The organism is Aquaticitalea lipolytica (genome assembly GCF_014641635.1).
Lineage (GTDB): Bacteria > Bacteroidota > Bacteroidia > Flavobacteriales > Flavobacteriaceae > Aquaticitalea > Aquaticitalea lipolytica.
This window is the reverse complement of the sequence record NZ_BMIC01000001.1, coordinates 1,253,884-1,273,550: the sequence shown is the minus strand read 5'-3', so window position 1 is coordinate 1,273,550 and position 19,667 is coordinate 1,253,884. Positions and strand designations below refer to the sequence as shown.

The 19,667-nt window shown below is 32.2% G+C and carries 15 protein-coding genes; 8 read left to right on the top strand and 7 right to left on the bottom strand.

What is annotated here, in order from left to right; genetic code table 11:
• Positions 1–20: 20 nt before the first annotated feature.
• The 3 genes from IEW41_RS05925 to IEW41_RS05915 all read left to right on the top strand — a co-directional run bounded on the left by IEW41_RS05925 (position 21) and on the right by IEW41_RS05915 (position 3,906).
• A complete protein-coding gene (locus tag IEW41_RS05925; protein WP_188605374.1) occupies positions 21–1,808 on the top strand; it encodes a M61 family metallopeptidase in 1,788 nt (595 codons plus the stop codon).
• A 5-nt stretch (positions 1,809–1,813) separates the two neighbouring features.
• Positions 1,814–2,365, top strand: coding sequence for a GNAT family N-acetyltransferase (locus IEW41_RS05920; protein WP_229660177.1), 552 nt, complete (start codon positions 1,814–1,816; stop codon positions 2,363–2,365).
• 74 nt (positions 2,366–2,439) lie between these two features.
• Positions 2,440–3,906 (top strand): MORN repeat-containing protein, encoded by a 1,467-nt coding sequence (locus IEW41_RS05915; protein WP_188605373.1) that lies wholly within the window; start codon positions 2,440–2,442, stop codon positions 3,904–3,906.
• Between the two features lie 57 nt (positions 3,907–3,963).
• On the opposite strand, the gene IEW41_RS05910 is transcribed toward IEW41_RS05915, so the two are convergent.
• The 7 genes from IEW41_RS05910 to IEW41_RS05880 all read right to left on the bottom strand — a co-directional run bounded on the left by IEW41_RS05910 (position 3,964) and on the right by IEW41_RS05880 (position 14,745).
• Positions 3,964–4,257 carry a F0F1 ATP synthase subunit delta/epsilon gene (locus tag IEW41_RS05910; protein WP_188605372.1) on the bottom strand — a complete coding sequence of 98 codons (294 nt, stop codon included), beginning with the start codon at positions 4,255–4,257 and terminating at the stop codon, positions 3,964–3,966.
• Positions 4,258–4,277: 20 nt separating this feature from the next.
• Positions 4,278–5,786: a F0F1 ATP synthase subunit beta gene (gene atpD, locus IEW41_RS05905; RefSeq protein ID WP_188605371.1), complete on the bottom strand. Its 1,509-nt coding sequence runs from the start codon at positions 5,784–5,786 to the stop codon at positions 4,278–4,280.
• Positions 5,787–5,953: 167 nt separating this feature from the next.
• Positions 5,954–7,480, bottom strand: coding sequence for an SGNH/GDSL hydrolase family protein (locus tag IEW41_RS05900; RefSeq protein WP_188605370.1), 1,527 nt, complete (start codon positions 7,478–7,480; stop codon positions 5,954–5,956).
• A gap of 11 nt (positions 7,481–7,491) precedes the next feature.
• Complete coding sequence (locus IEW41_RS05895; RefSeq protein ID WP_188605369.1) at positions 7,492–10,275, bottom strand: TonB-dependent receptor; 2,784 nt, start codon at positions 10,273–10,275, stop codon at positions 7,492–7,494.
• A gap of 161 nt (positions 10,276–10,436) precedes the next feature.
• Positions 10,437–12,284, bottom strand: coding sequence for a glutamine--fructose-6-phosphate transaminase (isomerizing) (glmS, locus tag IEW41_RS05890; protein ID WP_188605368.1), 1,848 nt, complete (start codon positions 12,282–12,284; stop codon positions 10,437–10,439).
• A gap of 6 nt (positions 12,285–12,290) precedes the next feature.
• On the bottom strand, positions 12,291–13,925 hold the full coding sequence (bamH, locus tag IEW41_RS05885; RefSeq protein WP_188605367.1) for a BamH family beta-barrel-assembly machinery protein: 1,635 nt from the start codon (positions 13,923–13,925) through the stop codon (positions 12,291–12,293).
• 10 nt (positions 13,926–13,935) lie between these two features.
• The gene (locus IEW41_RS05880; RefSeq protein WP_188605366.1) at positions 13,936–14,745 is read right to left on the bottom strand and encodes a glycogen/starch synthase; all 810 of its coding nucleotides are present in this window, start codon (positions 14,743–14,745) and stop codon (positions 13,936–13,938) included.
• A gap of 112 nt (positions 14,746–14,857) precedes the next feature.
• On the opposite strand from IEW41_RS05880, the gene panC reads away from it, so the two are divergent.
• Genes panC through radA form a run of 5 tightly spaced genes read left to right on the top strand, consistent with a single transcriptional unit; the run spans position 14,858 to position 19,575 of the window.
• Positions 14,858–15,706, top strand: coding sequence for a pantoate--beta-alanine ligase (gene panC, locus IEW41_RS05875; RefSeq protein WP_188605365.1), 849 nt, complete (start codon positions 14,858–14,860; stop codon positions 15,704–15,706).
• Between the two features lie 13 nt (positions 15,707–15,719).
• Positions 15,720–16,070 carry an aspartate 1-decarboxylase gene (panD, locus tag IEW41_RS05870; protein WP_188605364.1) on the top strand — a complete coding sequence of 117 codons (351 nt, stop codon included), beginning with the start codon at positions 15,720–15,722 and terminating at the stop codon, positions 16,068–16,070.
• Positions 16,071–16,073: 3 nt separating this feature from the next.
• Positions 16,074–17,027, top strand: coding sequence for a lysylphosphatidylglycerol synthase transmembrane domain-containing protein (locus tag IEW41_RS05865; RefSeq protein WP_188605363.1), 954 nt, complete (start codon positions 16,074–16,076; stop codon positions 17,025–17,027).
• Between the two features lie 40 nt (positions 17,028–17,067).
• Positions 17,068–18,216 carry an alpha/beta hydrolase gene (locus IEW41_RS05860; protein WP_188605362.1) on the top strand — a complete coding sequence of 383 codons (1,149 nt, stop codon included), beginning with the start codon at positions 17,068–17,070 and terminating at the stop codon, positions 18,214–18,216.
• Positions 18,217–19,575 (top strand): DNA repair protein RadA, encoded by a 1,359-nt coding sequence (gene radA, locus IEW41_RS05855; RefSeq protein ID WP_188605361.1) that lies wholly within the window; start codon positions 18,217–18,219, stop codon positions 19,573–19,575.
• Positions 19,576–19,667: the final 92 nt, after the last annotated feature.

Genomic DNA, 19,667 nt, shown 5'->3' with positions numbered 1-19,667 from the left:
TAGAGGCAAAAATTGGTTTTATGCAAAAGTCTATTATTGGTATTATAACATTGTTTTTTTCGTTTGTTATTAATGCTCAAGTATCTTCAAAATATGTTATCTCTTTTGAAAATGCTATTCATCATGAAGCAACTATTAAAGCTACCTTTTCAGATTTAAAATCTGATGAGGTTGAGTTTACCATGAGTCGATCATCTCCTGGTAGATATGCTTTACACGAGTTTGTAAAAAATGTTTACAATGTTAAAGTTACAGACAGTAAAGGCAATAGTTTAATTGCAACACGGCCTAACCCTTATTCTTGGCTTGTAAAAGGACACGATGGGACTATAAATGTTACTTATACATTATATGGAAATCATGGTGATGGGACTTATGCGCAAATTGATGAGACGCATGCACACCTTAATATTCCTGCTACTTTTATGTATGTTCCAGAATTATCTGAAAATGAGTTTGAACTTATTTTTAATGTAAGAGAAGATTTAAATTGGAAAGTTGCAACACAATTAAAACATGTTTCTGATTTCAAGTATTATGCTAAAAATCTTCAATATTTTATGGATAGCCCTGTAGAGATTAGCAATTACAGAAAGCGCTCATTTAAAGTTAAAAATCAAACCATAAATTTTGTGTTGCATGATGATAAAGCTACAGATGCTAATTTAGACACCTACTTTGATAGTGTTAAAAAAATAGTACTCCAACAAGAGCAAGTATTTGGAGAGCTTCCAACTTATGATTATGGAGAATATACTTTTTTAGCATGTTATATGCCTAATGTAGATGGTGATGGTATGGAGCATCGCAACTCAACAGTAATAACTAGTACACGAAGTTTAGCACAAGGAGGAATAGAACAAAACATAGGCACAGTTGCGCATGAGTTTTTTCATTGCTGGAATGTAGAACGCATTCGACCACAAGATTTAGAGCCTTTTAATTTTGAAGAAGCTAATATGAGTGGTTCACTTTGGTTTGCTGAAGGATTTTCAAACTATTATGATGCTTTATCAATGTGTAGAGCAGGCGTGTGGAGTCATGAAACCTATTTAAACGATATGGCTAGAGGGTTTAATTATGTTTGGACTTCACCTGGACGTCAGTTTTTCAATCCTATTGAGATGAGTTATCAAGCACCTTTTGTTGATGCAGCAAAATCGGTAGATGAACAAAATAGAGGCAACACATTTATCTCATATTATAACTATGGCGAAATACTTGGTTTAGCATTAGATTTATCATTAAGGGAGCAAAACTTAAATCTTGATGACTATATGAAATTAATGTGGACTAATTTTGGAAAGATTAACAAATACTATTCTGTTGAAGAGCTACATCAAACACTTAATAATTATGCTGGGAAAGAATTTGGAGATGCTTTCTTTAATAATTATATCTATAAAAGTGGGATGCCAGATTTTGAAAGACTTTTTAAAAATGTTGGGATAGAATTAAAAACCGAAAATGCTATTACATTCGGAGCTTTTGTTAGAGACCATAAACTATTAAGCAATCCAAAACTTAACTCTTCGGCATATAATGCTGGTCTTCAAGTTGGAGATAAGCTTATAAAAGTTGGCGATTTTACCCTAAATAGCGTTGTAAATATTGATTTAGCTTTAAACAAATATAATATTAATGATGAGGTTGTTTTAATTTACGAACGTTATGATATTATTTACGAAACGACTTTAAAAGTACAAACAGATGTAAGTTATAAATTGTCATATTTAAATTTGGATGATAATTTAAAGCTTAAAAAAGTTAAACAGAATAAAGCACTTTGGTTGAATATTAAAGAATAGCAATTATGAGCATTGTAACTTATCATAGAGCAACCACTGTTGAAGAACTCAATGGGATTTTAAAACTTCAGGAGCAAAACCTTAGAGAAGTTTTATCTGTTGATGATAAAAGTAAAGAAGGCTTTGTTACCTTAAAGCATACTTTTGATATGTTAAAGTTGATGAATGATAAGTGCGCACATTGTATTGCAAAATATGATGATAAGGTTGTAGGCTATGCATTGTCTATGTTACAAGATTTTAAAAAGGATATACCACTTTTAGTACCAATGTTTGAAGAAATTGACAAAGCGCTCTTAGAAAACAATACAAGTTTAAACTACATAGCCATGGGTCAAATATGTGTTGATAAAAGCCAACGAGGCAAGGGCGTTTTTAGAGGCTTATATAATTTTATGAAAGATGAGTTGTCCAAAGAATATGATGCAATAATTACTGAAGTTGATGTTTTGAATACACGATCTTCTCAAGCACACAAAGCCGTTGGATTTGAAATTTTAAAAAACTATTCTTCTAATAATCAAGATTGGGAATTGATTATTTGGAAATGGAAATAAAAATATACGACGTTTGTCGTATGGTGTGACGTTTTATTTTATATCATCTTTGAGATATTCAAAATATTATTGAGATGAAAACCTTACTATTTTTGCTTTGTTTTGTTAGTTATACGTTAGCATTTGCTCAATACAACATCAATTGGGTAGAGGCACCACTCAATGAAATTCCAATTAAATATAAAAAAGAGCATTTTAATTTAAAAGGACCAATTAAAACCTATCAATTTTATCGCACTTATAATTTTGATAAAGAAGGTTATTTAATTTATGGGGTTTTTGGTTCTAATTTTGAATTTACTTATAATCAAAACCATAAGCTTATTTCTACCAGCTCTTGGTTAGGCGATGCTTTTAAGCCACTTTACCCATTAGTGTTGGATGCAAAGGGACGCATAATAGAGAAAAAAGTATTCAATAATTCAGAGATTTATACTTATGATGCTAATGGCAATTGGACAGGCACAGTTGATCAATATGGCAATCGCATAGTTAATTCCTTTATCTATAATTATGATACTAAAAATCGTGTGATAAAAGCAGAATACTATGATTATCAGTTTAAAGTCGCTTGGGAAGAAACCTATACTTATGCAAAAGATGGTGATTTTGTAGTGGTTACCAAAACTAATACAAATTTTAAAGATGCTTCAAAAAATTACAGAGATGTTGTTTATTATAAAAACGGATATTGGTATGGTTGGGTAAAAAATGACAATGTAAAGTATGATAGGTATGGTAATATAATAAATGGTGTAGATAAAGATGGGAAAGTAAATATGATGTCAACTTATAAATACGATTACTATGGTGATGTAGGTGTTACAGACACGTTTGAAAGGGATATAAAACAAAAAACTACAGCTACTAAAGACCCAAACTGTACAGAAGGCAATTGCATAAACGGTTATGGAGTTTATGAATTTGATAATGGTACTTATGTTGGTTTTTTTGTAAACGGAAAGAGAGAAGGCTACGGTAGTTATGTTTGGGATTCAGGCAGTAAGTTTGTTGGTGATTGGAAAAATGGAATTATAGAGGGCTATGGAATTGTTAATTTCTCAAATGGTTCATGGCAAAAAGGGGTTTTTAAAAACGCAAAACTTCAAGGGCTTGGTACAGAATATTTTAAAGATACCAATACAGCGCAATATGGCATATTTGAAAATGGCAAGCTAATTACAAAATATAATTATTTTAAAAATACTCAAAACACAGATAAAGGATGTTTAATAGGTGACTGTACAAATGGATATGGACAATATATTTATGATAATGGCAGCAAGTATATAGGCTTTTATAAAGATGGGTATATGCTTCAAGGTACTTGGTATGCGTCTAACGGTTTTATATATGATGGGCAATTTGGTGAAGGCAATAAATATAATGGTTATGGCTCTTATACAAAAGTTAATGGTGAAGGGTATTTTGGGTGCTTTATAAACGGTCAACGTAATGGTAAAGGTGTATTATTTAATAAAAACACTAATAGCATAAAAAAGGGTGAATGGATTGACGATGTACTTATTAACGAATATTAAAATAAAAAAAGCCAAACGTAACGCTTGGCTTTTTTTATTTTATAAAGTTGTATTGTGTTAATCAGCTAATACAATTACTTTATTATCTTTCATTTCTACTGTTCCAGAATTGATTTTTAAAGTCAAAACTCTTTTATCATCACTATGAGGAATTACTTCAGCATGCAATTCGTCAAAAACCAAATGACTTATTGAATGAGTTTTAATTTTAACAATTCCTTCTTTTAGTAGCGATACAATAGGAGCGTGATTATTTAGCATTTCAAACTCACCGTTAACACCAGGTACAACAACAGAATCAACTTCTGAACTAAATAACGTGGCTTCTGGTGATACAATTTCTAAATACATAATTATTAATTAAGAATTAATTAAGCGTCAGCTAACATTTTTTCTCCTGCTTCAACAGCTTCTTCAATAGTTCCTTTAAGGTTAAAAGCAGCCTCTGGTAAGTGATCTAATTCACCATCCATAATCATATTAAATCCTTTAATTGTTTCTTTAATATCAACTAATACACCTGGAATACCTGTAAATTGTTCAGCAACATGGAAAGGTTGAGATAAGAAACGTTGTACACGTCTTGCACGTCCTACAGCCATTTTATCTTCTTCAGATAACTCTTCCATACCTAGAATGGCAATAATATCTTGTAATTCTTTATAGCGTTGTAATAACTCTTTTACACGTTGCGCACATTCATAATGTTCTTTCCCTAAAATATCAGCAGTTAAGATTCGTGATGTAGAATCTAAAGGATCTACAGCAGGATAAATTCCTAACTCAGCAATTTTTCTTGAAAGTACTGTTGTTGCATCTAAATGGGCAAACGTTGTAGCAGGAGCAGGATCGGTTAAATCATCTGCAGGTACGTAAACCGCTTGTACAGACGTAATAGAGCCTCTTTTAGTTGATGTAATACGCTCTTGCATTGCACCCATCTCTGTTGCTAAAGTTGGTTGGTAACCTACCGCAGAAGGCATACGACCAAGTAAAGCAGATACCTCAGATCCAGCTTGTGTAAAACGGAAAATGTTATCTACGAAGAAAAGTACATCTTTTCCTTGTCCTTCACCTGCACCATCACGGAAATATTCTGCAATAGTTAAACCAGATAATGCTACACGAGCACGAGCTCCAGGAGGCTCATTCATTTGTCCAAATACGAAAGTCGCTTTAGACTCTTTCATTTTATTTTTATCTACTTTAGATAAATCCCATCCACCTTCTTCCATTGAGTGCATAAAATCATCACCATAACGGATAATACCTGACTCTAACATCTCTCTTAAAAGGTCATTTCCTTCACGAGTTCTTTCTCCAACTCCAGCAAATACTGAAAGTCCACCATGTCCTTTTGCAATATTGTTAATCAACTCTTGAATTAATACTGTTTTACCAACACCAGCACCACCAAATAAACCAATTTTTCCACCTTTTGCATAAGGCTCAATTAAATCGATTACTTTAATACCAGTAAATAAAACCTCAGTAGATGTCGATAAATCTTCAAATTTTGGTGCTTGTCTGTGAATTGGTAATCCAGCAGATCCAGCTTTAGGTAAATCACCTAAACCATCAATAGCATCTCCAATTACGTTAAATAAACGTCCGTAAACATCATCACCAATTGGCATTTGAATAGGAGCGCCAGTAGCCGTAACTTCTGTTCCTCTGCTTAAACCATCTGATGAATCCATTGCAATAGTACGAACAGTATCTTCACCAATGTGAGATTGAACTTCTAATACTAATAATGAACCATCTGGTTTTTTTATTTCTAAAGAATCATAGATTTTTGGAAGGCTTGAACCAGCTTCAAACGCTACGTCGATAACTGGACCAACGATTTGTGCAACTTTACCTGTAACTTTTGACATTACTTATGTGTTTAATGTTTACCTAAAATTTTACACGAAAAAACATACTTTTTTCGCGCTGCAAAGATATATTTTTTAATTTAAAATTAAAGGCATTTTTTTTCTTTTTTACATATAAAAAACGCCTTCATTATGAAGGCGTTATAAATATATATTTTAAACCTGTGTTATTGCAACGTTGGAGAAAAATTTGTTGTATAGTTTCCTGCTTTGGCAACATTACCAGAGGCTATAAAATTTGATCCATAAGTAGAATCTATTGCTTCTAAAAATTTGTTAGCCATAAGCGCATAACCTCTAGCAGTTAAATGAATACCATCTAAACTAACTAAACCACCAAATACTAAACTAGTGTTCATTGTATAATCATCAAACATAATTCCAGTAGTTGAAGCTTGAGTTAAAATAGCATTAAGGTTTACTAAAGCTAGGCCATTAGTTGACGCTACATTTGAAATTGTAGCGTTATACGCATCAGTAGCATTTCTAATAGCAGTTTGCTCACTTGGTATTAATACCCATTTGTCTGCAAGCGGATAGCTTACACCATTTAAGTTTATTGGAGCAGGTGCTCCAGAAACTACTGTTCCTATACTAGAAGATAAAGGTAAAACAAATAAATCTGCGTCAGTTGCGTGACGAGCTCTTCCAAAAATAGCACCAAATGCAGCAGCTGTTGGCGCACCTAAGGTAGGTGTTAATGCAGCTGTAATTTCGGCAGATCTATCTACAGCATTTTCGTCATTAATTAATAATGGGTTTGCAGATGTAGTTGATAATAATTGTATTCTATTTGGTTCTCCATAAGCGGTAAATATGCCTCTTAATGGACCATATAATTGTGCATTTAAAGTATTTATATTAGTTGCTCCTCCTAATAAAGCTGGTGATAAAGGATTATGAGGTACAGTTGTAAAATGTGGCAAATCTGTGATGTAAGGAACATTTGTTACAACACCTTTTGCATCATTTGCAGTCAAAGCAGTTACAATGCCATTAAAGGCAGCATTAAATGTTGCTGTATCAGTAATTGGGTTTGTGCCATCTCCACCAGTAGTTGCATATCCAAGGACGTCATTCCCACCAATTTCAGATAAAGTAAAAAATGTTGGATTTTGAGCTGTAGCCATATCTAACATTGAAGCATTAGGAGTGGCTCCTGTCATTCTCACGAAGTATGGATTAGCTAAATTTGGTAACCCCGCAGCATTACCATACCCATTTGCTAATAAGTGATAACTTTTAGCGCCAGGAACTCCCATATTATTGAAAGGTCCAGTTGGGTTATTTAATAATATATCAGTAGATACAGTTACAGGTCCGATTACATTTTCTAAAGGGACAGGTCCAGCACCACCAAAAACCAGTCTTGGTGAGGCAATTCTTGTACCGCCAGCCGCTAATCCACCATAATTATCATTCATAAGAGGTTGTGTGAAAGCTCCTCCACCACCTACAGCAAATTGCTGTGCCAGTATGCTTGGAAATGAGCTTTGTTGAGATGCTTTAAAAAGAGCCCCATCAGTATAACCCGCAGTAAAAGAAGCCCCTAAAGAAACATATTTAGAAAAATCTGCAGAGCCAGTTGTTAGCTCTGGTAATGGTTCTTCAATCATGTCGTTGCTATCATCTTCGTTACATGAAGTAAAACCAATGAGAATAGCAGATAGTAAGATGTATTTTATATTTTTCATTTTAGTTTTTATTATAAGTTATTAATTGTCCATGACACGTAGTACATAGATCCAATATTACCAACTCCAATAGCAGTAAAGTACTCATCTCCTAAAAGATTTGTTGCACCTGCTTTAAATGAAGATTTTAATGATGGAACTTTTAGATTGATTTGTGCATCAACAGTATGATATGATGGAATATCACCATCTCCAAAAGTTGCTTGCCAGAAATAAGTATCACTCCATCTCCAAGCTACATTAAATCCGAAATTCTTAAATAAATCTGTGTTACCAAATGAAGCTTTTGCTTTATGTTCTGGAGTATTAAAGTTTGTTCTAAAATCAGGAAATGCATTTTCATCAAAATCTTGTTTAGTATATGTATAGCTACCTCCTAAATCAAAGTTTCCAAAAATTTTAGTTGATAATCCAATAGAACCTCCATATGAATTAACATCTGCTTTTGAGTTTGTATATGTTTGATAAACTTGATAATCTCCATTTGCAATAGCTGCAATTGATAAAGAGTTGTCTCCAACTGTACCATAAAAAGGAGCAACAACGTTTTCTCCAGAAATAAAGTCTTGATATTTGTTATAATAAACACTCATATCCACAATAACTTTATCTAATTTACCTCTATAACCTACTTCCATTGAAGTAATTTTTTCAGGTTTAACTAAAGCAGAATTTCCAATAACTAAATCTGCTGGATTAGATGATGCAGCAAAAGCAGAAACAGAAGACGCTAAATAAGAATTAGTATAAGCTGCAGCACCAGTTTGAGTAACTGTTGCTGGTTGGCCGAAAGCTACCTGACCTGCAGTACTGATATCATAAGAATCATAATATCTGTCTAAATTATCAGGAGCAGAACCAACTAAAATTGCTCTACCAGCATCTAGACCAATAAATAAATCTTGAGTTGTTGGGTTTCTAAATCCTGTTTGAACAGATGCTCTAATATTGTGATTTTCGTTTACTGATAAACCAGCTGAAATTCTTGGAGAAACAAATCCATCAAAAAACTCTGATTTGTCATAACGAGCAGAACCAGTTAACTTTAAGCTCATTCCGCCATTTAAATCAAATTCTTTTTGTAGTTGTGTATAAACACCATATTCAGAATAATCTATTGGGCCATCATAATCTGTGTAAATAGTACCTGAGGAGTTTAAACTGTATTTTCTATATGATCCACCTACTTGAATGTCAACTGCATCCCATAAGTGACTAAAATTATAATTACCATCAGCATGGTAGTATTTAGAAGCATCTTGAAACCTAGAACCTGTTGCTAAATCAGGATTACTAATACTTGCGTTATATGCAGCAATAAACTCTGGTGAGCCTGGCTCATAACGGCCTGTTTCTGCTGTTTGTCTTGCAATTGCATGTGCCTGAGCATCTGTAGCTCCACCAAGGGTAGCTTGTACATAAGCACCTGTATATTGACCAAACCAAGTATTATCATCTTTCCATGCTCTGTTAATGTTTATCCCAGTAAACACCATATCATAAGAATCACCAGCTTTATCGGCAACCACATAACCTCTTAAAAAGAAGTTGTCATTTTTTACTTCGATCTTGTGTTGTTGTTGTGTAAATCCATCAATATTATACCTGTTAGTTCCTTGATAGATAGTTGAACCTGTACCCACTTTACCAACATATTGTATTTCAAAATCATTAGCCCAAGGTCTAAAATAAAGTCCCCAATCAGCTTTAATACTTTCTGCATTATAATCTGTTAAATCACGCTCTTCATAACCAGTTCTACTAACTGTTACTGATGGTACTAGTGCATTTGCACCTGCAGGCAGTATGCCTAATCCTTCTAAAGTTTGAGCTACACCATTGATGTTTGTTGCAACTTCATCACCATATATATTATAACCATCATAACCTAAGCTAGCTCTTGTATCTCCAGTCCCTGGTTTTCCTTGATAATTATTTGCAGTCCAATCAGTACCTTTAAGCCATCCGAAGTTAACTTTAGCTGCAAAATAGTCGCTAAACTTATATGCAGCTCTAATACCACTATCTCTATATGTGTTGTCTCCTCCAGCATCTTGAGAAGTGATGCCTTGTTTATGGTATCCACTTATGCCTTGGAAGTCAAAAGGATTTTTACTTCTCATAAATAAAATACCATTAAATGCATTTGCACCATACAAAGCTGATGCAGCACCAGGAAGTAACTCTACACTTAACACATCCGTTTCATTCATACCTACTAAATTTCCTATTGGGAAATTTAATGCAGGAGTAGAATTGTCCATCCCGTCAACTAATTGCATAAATCTTGTATTAGCAAATGTTGCGAAACCTCTTGTGTTTACTGATTTAAACGTTAAACTGTTTGTATTAACATCAACACCTTTAAGATTTTCTAGACCATCATAAAAATCTGCAGATGCTGTGTTTTTAATTTCTTTTAAACCAAAACGCTCCACAGTTACTGGAGATTCAAAAATTCGCTCTGGAGTTCTTGATGCTGATATTACAACTTCATCTAGCGAAGTTCCTTCTACCAAAACAATATTAACTGTTTGTGGGTTAGTTGTAATTTGTTCAGTTTTTGACTCAAAACCAACGCTACTTACTTGAATTGTAAATGGTGGGTTTTGATTGTAATTTAAAGTGAAATTTCCATCAAAATCTGTAATTGTGCCTGTAGTTGTACCTACAACAATAATGTTAGCACCTGGTAATGGTTGACCACTGTTATCAGTTACATTACCTTTTACTGTTGTTTGTGCATAAGTTAGGGCACAAGAAAACAGCATAATAATCTTTAAAATTGTTTTCATCTTAGGGAATTAGTTAATTTTAGTCAGCAATATAAATAAATTAATGACATGTTAATTAAATATTTAATAAAATTATGCGCGCATAGTATTTTTTTGTGAAAAAAACACGCAAAAAATTACATAATTCTTTTATTTATTAACTAAATGTACAAAATTATATGCTATTCTACAGTAACTGATTTAGCTAAATTTCGAGGTTGGTCTACATTTCTATTTAGCATTACTGCAATATGATAAGAAAGTAGCTGTAATGGAATTGTTGTTAATAATGGAGATAGAGATTCTAAAGTTTCTGGAACTTCAATTACATGATCGGCTAATGCTTTTACTTCAACATCACCTTCAGTAACTATACCAATAATTTTTCCTTTTCTTGATTTAATTTCTTGTATGTTACTTACCACTTTTTCATAATGACCACGTTTTGTAGCTATAACAACAATTGGCATATTTTCGTCAATTAAAGCTATTGGCCCATGCTTCATTTCAGCAGCAGGATATCCTTCAGCATGTATATAAGATATTTCTTTAAGTTTTAAAGCACCTTCTAAGGCTACAGGGAAATTATAACCTCTTCCTAAATATAAAAAGTGATGTACATCTTTATATATATCGGCTATCATTTTAATATGAGCTTCAGACTCTAAAGTTTTTTTAACTTTTTCAGGAATCATTTCTAACTCTATTAAATGATGGCGGAAATCTGAACTTGATATTGTACCATTTGCTCTCGCTAATCGCAACGCAATTAGTGTTAACAATGTAATTTGAGTTGTAAAAGCTTTTGTTGAAGCTACACCGATTTCTGGGCCAGCATGTGTGTAAGCTCCAGCATTGGTTTCTCTTGCAATGGAAGATCCAACTACATTGCAAACTCCAAAAACAAATGCTCCTTTTGATTTAGCCAATTTTATTGCAGCTAAAGTATCAGCTGTTTCACCTGACTGTGATATAGCAATTACGACATCCTTTTCTGTTATTACAGGGTTTCGATATCTAAACTCAGAAGCATATTCTACTTCAACTGGTATTCTTGCTAAATCTTCAAATATATATTCCGCTACTAGCCCTGCATGCCAAGAAGTACCACAAGCAACGATAATAATTCTATTTGCATTTAAGAATTTTTTCATGTTATCTTCAACACCTGCCATTTTAATAATAGCTTCATCTACTAACATTCTGCCTCTATAAGTGTCTTTAATAGCGCTTGGTTGCTCATAAATTTCTTTAAGCATAAAGTGATCGTAACCACCTTTTTCAATTTGCTCTAAATTAATTTGCAATTCTTGTATATACGGATTAACTAAAGAGTCGTCTTTAATTTTTCTTATTTTAATCTCTTTGTTAAGTCTTATAATTGCCATTTCTTCATCTTCAAGATAAATGGCATTTTTTGTGAACTCAATAAAAGGAGAGGCGTCACTAGCAACAAAAAACTCATCTTCACCAATTCCTATTGCTAAAGGGCTTCCTAATTTTGCAACAACTAATTCGTTTGGTTTATTTTTATCAAATACAACTATAGCATAAGCGCCAACAACCTGGTTTAAGGCAATTTGAACTGCTTTTCCTAGCTTGAGATTTTGGTTAGTCATTACATCTTCAATCAAATTGACAAGAACTTCTGTATCTGTATCTGATTTAAATGTATAACCACGATTAATTAATTCTTTTTTAAGAGATTCGTAATTTTCAATAATACCATTGTGAATAATTACTAAATTTCCTGAATTTGAGTAGTGTGGGTGAGAATTTACATCATTCGGCACTCCATGAGTTGCCCAACGCGTATGACCTATTCCTAGTTTGCCAGTTGTAGGTATTTCTTTTTCTAATCGTTGTTCTAAATCGGCTACTTTACCTTTTGTTTTAGATAGTTTTATTTCATTGCCATCATACAAAGCAATACCAGCACTATCATAACCTCTATACTCTAATCTTTTTAATCCCTTTAAGATTATTGGATAAGCTTCTCTATGACCTATATAACCAACGATTCCACACATATAATTTTAATTATTTGGTTCAGTATAAAAAACTTCTAAATATAACTTTTTTTGCTCATTTGTTGTGTTATTACCATAAAGAACTGTTCCTCTAGGAGAGGTTGTAGAGCTTACAGGAATCTTTTTAATAATGTCGGAATTGTTAGAAGTCAACACATTGTATTGTGTAGCGCCATTTTCAATGTTTACATTCCCACAAACTACAAGCCCTAATTTCACATTAGTAGAGTCTTTTAAAAGAATATTATTTATATGTTCAGTAATTCTGATTTTATAACGAATACCTTCACCATCAGGTTCCCCGCCGACTCTTTGTAATTTTCCAAGGTGATTGGCTTTTGAGTCATTTAATGTTACAGTATTTGTGATGTCAAGATAATAGTCTATCAATGGGGTTTCATTATTTATATCATATAAATATATTCTTTCTGGTTCTTGTCCATTCACCAACGTCTGATCTACATAAAAAACTAAGTTTGCTTCATTAACTAACCTTTTAGCTTTCACAAAATGGCCATCAGAGTCAGTTTCAACATACTGGTTTTTAAAAGTGTTAAATTCTGTTGAATTTCCATCAGCATCACCATTAAATAAATTTATTACAGCCATTGAGCCTTCCCCTCCTTTAAGATAAAGTTTTTCGTCTCCAGTTGTTGTATTCCCGTCTTGAATATTAAAATTAAAATTGTTATCAAAAAAATTAACTCTATTCCCTGTAAATGTCAATACAAAAGTAGATTGAGATGTTTCAGTCACTCCCTCAACAGTAGTTTCATGAGAATAATATATAGTTACATTAGCACTATTAGAACCAAAATTTAAAAGAGCCATATTTCCAGTTCCATTAATATCTTCAACTTTAAAATATAAACCTCTAAAATAATTTAAAAAATTGTTTTGGTTGCTTAAAACAGGACTTCCCTCCATGTCTAATATTTTTTCTTGCCAAAACTGGTTACCTAATTTTATACGCAAAGAAGGAGCTAATCTATCTGTAATTTCATCTCCATCTTTTAGCACTATTTGCTTTTTATTTGGCTTAAAACTATTTAAGTCTGGGTAATAAAAATCTCCAACAGTAGTTAGTAATTGACCTTCTAATAAAGATGGGTTTATTGAGCTAGAACCAGTAGATTTATTAGAAAAGTACTTTTGAGGTGCATCAAATTCAGAATTTGGATCAAAATTTCTTAAGAAATAATTATTTTCAAATATTGAAAGTTTAATAGGATCATCACCATAAACAGAATCTAATTCATAAAGTGTTTCTCCATCTGAAGTAAGCTCAATAGCTTTACTAAAGTAAGGTACTGTAAGTACTACAGAATCTACAGTTGCGTTAGTTCCGAATTCAGGATCAATTGCAGATGAGTTAAGTTGACTTACAAACGATGCGGTAGTTAAACCATATAAAGGGTCTTTGTAAACTCCTAGTAAGTTTATTGGCAACCCATTTGTCTGCACTGGATTAAGTTTTCTATTATAGGCAATTACATCATATTTAATATGATCAGTGTCGAAATTGTTTTGACCAACTATATCAGATCCAATAGTGGCAAAATCTTTATCACAAGCTACAAACGATATTATAAGTAGTGCTAAAACAGCAACGTTTTTAAGGGCAAATTTTATTCTTTTCATTTAATATTTTCTAGTTTAAAACTTTTGTGTTGTAAAACTCTGTATAAGGATCTGCAAATTCTTCAGGAGAAAAATATTCTAACACAGGTTTTTTTGAGTCTTTTAAATAAGTTTGTAATTCTTTAGGTATTTCTTGTGAGCCAATAATTAATGCATCTGAATAATCGATAGCTACTTTCATTATATTATTGTAGCTAGGAGTAATTAGTGCTTTAATAGCATTTTCATCAATGTTATCAAATTTTAATTTATTAATCATCTCCTTATCTAACGTTTCATCGAAGCTTTGATTGTATATAGAAGTAACAATTTTACTATCGCTAAAAAGTGGTTCAGTTTTATAGTATTCTTTTAAGTATAAAGGGAGTAAAGAAGCCAACCATCCATTTACATGAATAATATCTGGAGACCAGTTTAGTTTTTTTACAGTTTCAATAACACCTTTTGCAAAGAAAATCGCACGTTCATCATTATCTGGATAAAGGTTTCCATCTTCATCAGTTAATGTAGCTTTTCGCTTAAAATAGTCTTCATTATCAATAAAGTAAACTTGAATTCTTTCCTTAGGGATTGATGCTACTTTAATAATTAAAGGCATGTCTAAATCATTAATAACCAAGTTTATACCAGATAATCTGATAACTTCATGCAACTGATGTCTACGTTCATTTATGTTTCCGTATCTCGGCATGAATATTCGTATTTGTCCACCTTGTTTATTTACCATTCTAGGCGCTTCAAATGACATTGAAGAAATTTCTGTTTCAGGTAAATATGGTACAACTTCCGAGGACACGTACAATATTCTCTTATCTTTCATAAATCACGTAGTTTTTAAAAAATTAAAAATAAAAAACACGCAAAATTACAAAAATTTATGCAGATTGCTAGTAAAATATTAAGTTTGCACGCTGTTAAATTTTTGTTATAACGTGATTATTTATTATAAAAAAGAAGAAATCAATACTGTTGTTGAGGAATTAAAGTCTCAACAGCTAACTATTGGGTTCGTGCCAACAATGGGAGCTTTGCATGAAGGGCATCTTTCTTTAGTTAAAAAGGGCTTGCAGCAAAATGATATAATTGTGGTAAGTATTTTTGTTAATCCAACTCAATTTGATAACAAAGAAGATCTAGAAAAGTACCCAAGAACCTTAGATAGAGATGTAAACCTCTTAAAGACAGTTTCTGATGATATAATAGTATATGCACCAACTGTAGAAGACGTTTATGGGAAAAATATTACTTCCAGTAAATTTAAGTTTAATGGATTGGAGTTCGAAATGGAGGGTAAATTTAGAGAAGGTCATTTTGATGGGGTTGGAACAATAGTAAAACGATTGTTTGAAATTGTAAAACCCAATAATGCTTATTTTGGTGAAAAAGATTATCAGCAACTACGTATAATACAAACATTAGTTAAAAACAATAACATTTCAGTAAAGGTTATTGGATGTAATATTTTCAGAGCAAATGACGGATTAGCAATGAGCTCAAGAAACGAGAGACTAAAGCCTGAGTACAGAAAAGCAGCACCTTTTATATATAAAACACTAAAAACTGCCAAGCAAAAATTTGGCACAAAAAGTGCTAATAAAGTTACAGAATGGGTTAAAAATCAGTTTGAAAAGCATGATTTATTAAAACTAGAGTATTTCACCATAGCTGATATACAAACCTTAAAAACAGTAACAAGAAAATCTAACAAAAAACAATATAGAGCGTTTATTGCAGTATATGCAGATGATATTAGGCTTATAGACAATATCGCTTTAAATTAATTATCTTTGCCTCATGCAAATTCAAGTAGTAAAATCTAAAATACACAGAGTTAAGTGTACAGGAGCAGACCTAAATTATATAGGTAGTATAACCATTGATGAAGATTTAATGGACGCAGCTAATATTATACAAGGTGAAAAAGTTCAGATTGTTAATAACGACAACGGTGAGCGTCTGGATACATATGTAATTCCAGGACCTCGTAATAGTGGTGAAATCACTTTAAATGGTGCTGCTGCAAGAAAAGTAGCAGTTGGAGACACACTTATACTAATAACTTACGCATTTATGGATTATGAAAAGGCTAAAACCTTTAAACCTTCGTTAGTATTTCCAGACGAAGCGACTAATCTTTTAAAATAAATTTTGAATACTAAAATAAGCAAAACCCTAAAAATAGTACTCCCTTTATTATTAGGAGTGGTTTTGGTTTGGTATTCTTTATCGGAAATTTCTATCTCTCAGCTTCTTCAATATTTTAAAGATGCTAATTACATTTATATTGGATTAGGGTTGTTTTTTGGCTTATTAAGCCACTTATCACGTGCTTATCGTTGGCAGTTTATGATTGAGCCAATGGGTTACAAGTTAAGACTTCCAAACAGCATAATGGCTGTTTTTGCAACCTATTTAGTTAACTATACAATACCAAGAGCTGGAGAAATTACAAGAGCAACTATTATAACTAATTATGAAGGTGTTCCTTTTGAAAAAGGCTTTGGTACAATAGTAGCAGAACGTATTGCTGATATGCTAGTAATGCTAATAATCATTATTATAACTCTTTTTTTAGAGTTTGAATTTATCTATCAAATTTTTGCAGAAAGATTCGATGGTCATAAAATAGTTTATGGTTTAATAGCTGTTTTGATTATTCTAGCTTTAATCATTTTACTTATAAGAAGTAGTTCTTCAAAATTTGCAATAAAAATAAAATCATTTATTAGTGGTTTAATTGAAGGAGTAATGACCATTTTTAAGATGAAGAAAAAATGGGCATTCATTTTTCATACGCTATTTATTTGGACTATGTATGTTCTTATGTTTTATGTTACAACATTCGCGTTAGATGAAACAACTAACATTCCTTTAGCCGCAATATTAATAGGTTTTATTTCCGCTAGTTTTAGTATTGCAGCAACTAATGGTGGCATTGGTTCTTATCCTGTAGCTGTGTATTTGGCATTTTCAATTTTTGGTATCGCAAAAGATCCAAGTATAGCTTTTGGTTGGATTATGTGGTCATCACAAACCTTAATGATTATTGTTTTAGGAGGATTGTCTTTAATTTATCTGCCAATCTATAATAGAAAGGAATAATTTTTTACCTTGCCATAACAAATTCTTAATCTCAATTATAATGACTAAACTTATTACAATAGTATTATTGTTTTTTGTAACAATAGGTGCTAAATCTCAAGCAATTTATGAAACTATTGAGTCTAATAAATTAGGGAACTCTCGTCAATTAAAAATACTATTACCTAGAGGATATGATAGTGATGATAAAAAAAGGTATCCTGTAATTGTAGTTTTAGATGGTGATTACTTATTTGAAGCTGTAGCAGGAAATGTAGATTACTATTCTTATTGGGAAGACATACCTGAATCTATTATTGTTGGCGTTAATCAAGTTGATAGTCGTTATGACGATACTATGTATTCAGAACAGAACTCTTTACCGATAGAAAAAGGAGCAAGTTTTTTTGAGTTTTTAGGCTTGGAATTATTACCATATATTGATAGAACGTATAAAACCGAGAAATTTAAAGTTGCAGTTGGACATGGTGAAACAGCTAATTTTATTAATTATTATTTATTAAAAGATAATCCAATTTTTCAAGCATATATAGCAATTAGCCCAGATCTTGCACCTCAAACTTCAGATTATTTAGCAGAAAGACTTAAAGGAATACAAAGTAAAGTGTTTTACTATTTAGCAACATCTAGTAACGATGTAAAATCAATTAGAGAGAAAGCTGAGACTTTAAACTCAAAATTGAGTGCATTAGACAATAAGAATGTTCTTTATAAGTATAATAACTTTGAAGGCCCAACACATTACACGCTTCCAGCCCATACTATTCCTAAAGCATTAGAAAGCATCTTTTTGGTTTTCCAACCAATAAGCAAGAAAGAGTACGATGAAACAATATTAAAACTTGAAACAAGTCCAGTAGAATATTTAGTTGAAAAATATAAAACGATTAAAGATTTATTTGGCATTGATAAAGAGATCTTAATTAATGACTTTAAAGCTATTGAAGCTGCAATCGAAAAAAATCAAAAATTTGAATACTTTGAAGCCTTAGGAAAATTAGCTAGAGATCAATATCCAAATACATTATTAGGACATTATTACTTGGCTCGTTTTTATGAAGAAACCAATGAACCTAAAAAAGCAATGAAAACGTATCAATCTGCTTACATATTAGATGAAATAGGTGGAATTACTAAAGATTTAATGTTAGAAAAAGCAGCTTCAATTAAAGCAGATTTCGGGTACTAAATGTCAAAAATTAAAACAACTTTTTTTTGCCAAAATTGTGGCTCTCAATATTCAAAATGGCAAGGTCAATGTACTGCTTGTAAAGAGTGGAATACAATTGCTGAAGAAGTTATTCAAAAAGCAGAAAAAAGCGACTGGAAGCAATCATCATCAGAAGTAAAAAGAGTTTCTAAACCATTAAAAATTAATGAGATTGAAACATCTCAAGAAACCAGATTAAACACTTTTGATGAAGAGTTCAATAGAGTTTTAGGAGGAGGAATAGTTCCAGGATCACTAATTTTACTCGGAGGCGAACCAGGAATTGGTAAAAGTACATTGCTACTTCAAATAGCATTAAAATTACCCTACAAAACACTTTATGTATCTGGAGAAGAAAGCCAGAAGCAAATCAAGATGCGTGCAGAACGCATTAATCCAAATAGTGAAAATTGTTATGTGTTAACTGAAATTAAAACTCAGAACATATTTAAACAAATCGAAGTTATTCAACCAGATATAGTAGTGGTCGATTCAATTCAGACATTACATAGCGATTATATTGAGTCTTCATCAGGTAGTATTTCTCAAATTAAAGAATGCACTACAGAATTAATCAAATTCGCAAAAGAAACTTCTATTCCTGTTATACTTATTGGGCATATTACAAAAGATGGAAACATTGCAGGACCTAAAATTTTAGAGCACATGGTAGATACTGTTTTACAATTTGAAGGCGATAGAAATCATGTGTTTAGAATTCTAAGAGCAAATAAAAACCGTTTTGGATCTACCAATGAACTCGGTATTTACGAAATGCAAGGATCGGGATTACGAGAGGTTTCTAATCCATCAGAAATTTTAATATCAAAAAAAGACGAAGAACTCTCAGGTAATGCTGTTGCTGCTACATTAGAAGGCATGAGACCATTAATGATAGAGGTGCAAGCGCTTGTCAGTACAGCTGTTTATGGAACTCCTCAACGAAGTGCCACAGGCTTTAATGCCAAAAGGCTAAATATGTTACTTGCCGTTTTAGAGAAAAGAGCTGGTTTCAGATTAGGGACTAAAGACGTGTTTTTAAATATTACTGGAGGAATTTCTGTCGATGACCCAGCAATAGATTTAGCGGTTGTAGCTTCTATATTATCATCTAATGAAGATGTTGCGCTCCCAAAAGATTATTGTTTTGCAGCTGAAGTTGGGCTGTCTGGTGAAATAAGACCAGTACAACGTGTTGAACAACGTATTCTTGAAGCTGAAAAGCTTGGATTTACCACAATATTTGTCTCTAAATACAATAAAATTTCTCTTAAAAATACCACAATTAAAATTCAATTACTTTCAAAAATTGAAGATCTTATCGTTTTTGTTAATTAGCATTTTGTCGGATAAAATAGTCATTTAATCGATTTTTTATTTATATTTGTTAAATGTGAAAAGCTGTTACTTAATTGATTATAAGTGTTTTT

Excerpts from the sequence above, each read along its gene's own strand:
- IEW41_RS05925 (WP_188605374.1), top strand. The coding sequence starts at position 21 with ATGCAAAAGTCTATTATTGGTATTATAACATTGTTTTTTTCGTTTGTT.
- IEW41_RS05920 (WP_229660177.1), top strand. The coding sequence starts at position 1,814 with ATGAGCATTGTAACTTATCATAGAGCAACCACTGTTGAAGAACTCAAT.
- IEW41_RS05915 (WP_188605373.1), top strand. The coding sequence starts at position 2,440 with ATGAAAACCTTACTATTTTTGCTTTGTTTTGTTAGTTATACGTTAGCA.
- IEW41_RS05910 (WP_188605372.1), bottom strand. The coding sequence starts at position 4,257 with ATGTATTTAGAAATTGTATCACCAGAAGCCACGTTATTTAGTTCAGAA.
- atpD (WP_188605371.1), bottom strand. The coding sequence starts at position 5,786 with ATGTCAAAAGTTACAGGTAAAGTTGCACAAATCGTTGGTCCAGTTATC.
- IEW41_RS05900 (WP_188605370.1), bottom strand. The coding sequence starts at position 7,480 with ATGAAAAATATAAAATACATCTTACTATCTGCTATTCTCATTGGTTTT.
- IEW41_RS05895 (WP_188605369.1), bottom strand. The coding sequence starts at position 10,275 with ATGAAAACAATTTTAAAGATTATTATGCTGTTTTCTTGTGCCCTAACT.
- glmS (WP_188605368.1), bottom strand. The coding sequence starts at position 12,284 with ATGTGTGGAATCGTTGGTTATATAGGTCATAGAGAAGCTTATCCAATA.
- bamH (WP_188605367.1), bottom strand. The coding sequence starts at position 13,925 with ATGAAAAGAATAAAATTTGCCCTTAAAAACGTTGCTGTTTTAGCACTA.
- IEW41_RS05880 (WP_188605366.1), bottom strand. The coding sequence starts at position 14,745 with ATGAAAGATAAGAGAATATTGTACGTGTCCTCGGAAGTTGTACCATAT.
- panD (WP_188605364.1), top strand. The coding sequence starts at position 15,720 with ATGCAAATTCAAGTAGTAAAATCTAAAATACACAGAGTTAAGTGTACA.
- IEW41_RS05860 (WP_188605362.1), top strand. The coding sequence starts at position 17,068 with ATGACTAAACTTATTACAATAGTATTATTGTTTTTTGTAACAATAGGT.
- radA (WP_188605361.1), top strand. The coding sequence starts at position 18,217 with ATGTCAAAAATTAAAACAACTTTTTTTTGCCAAAATTGTGGCTCTCAA.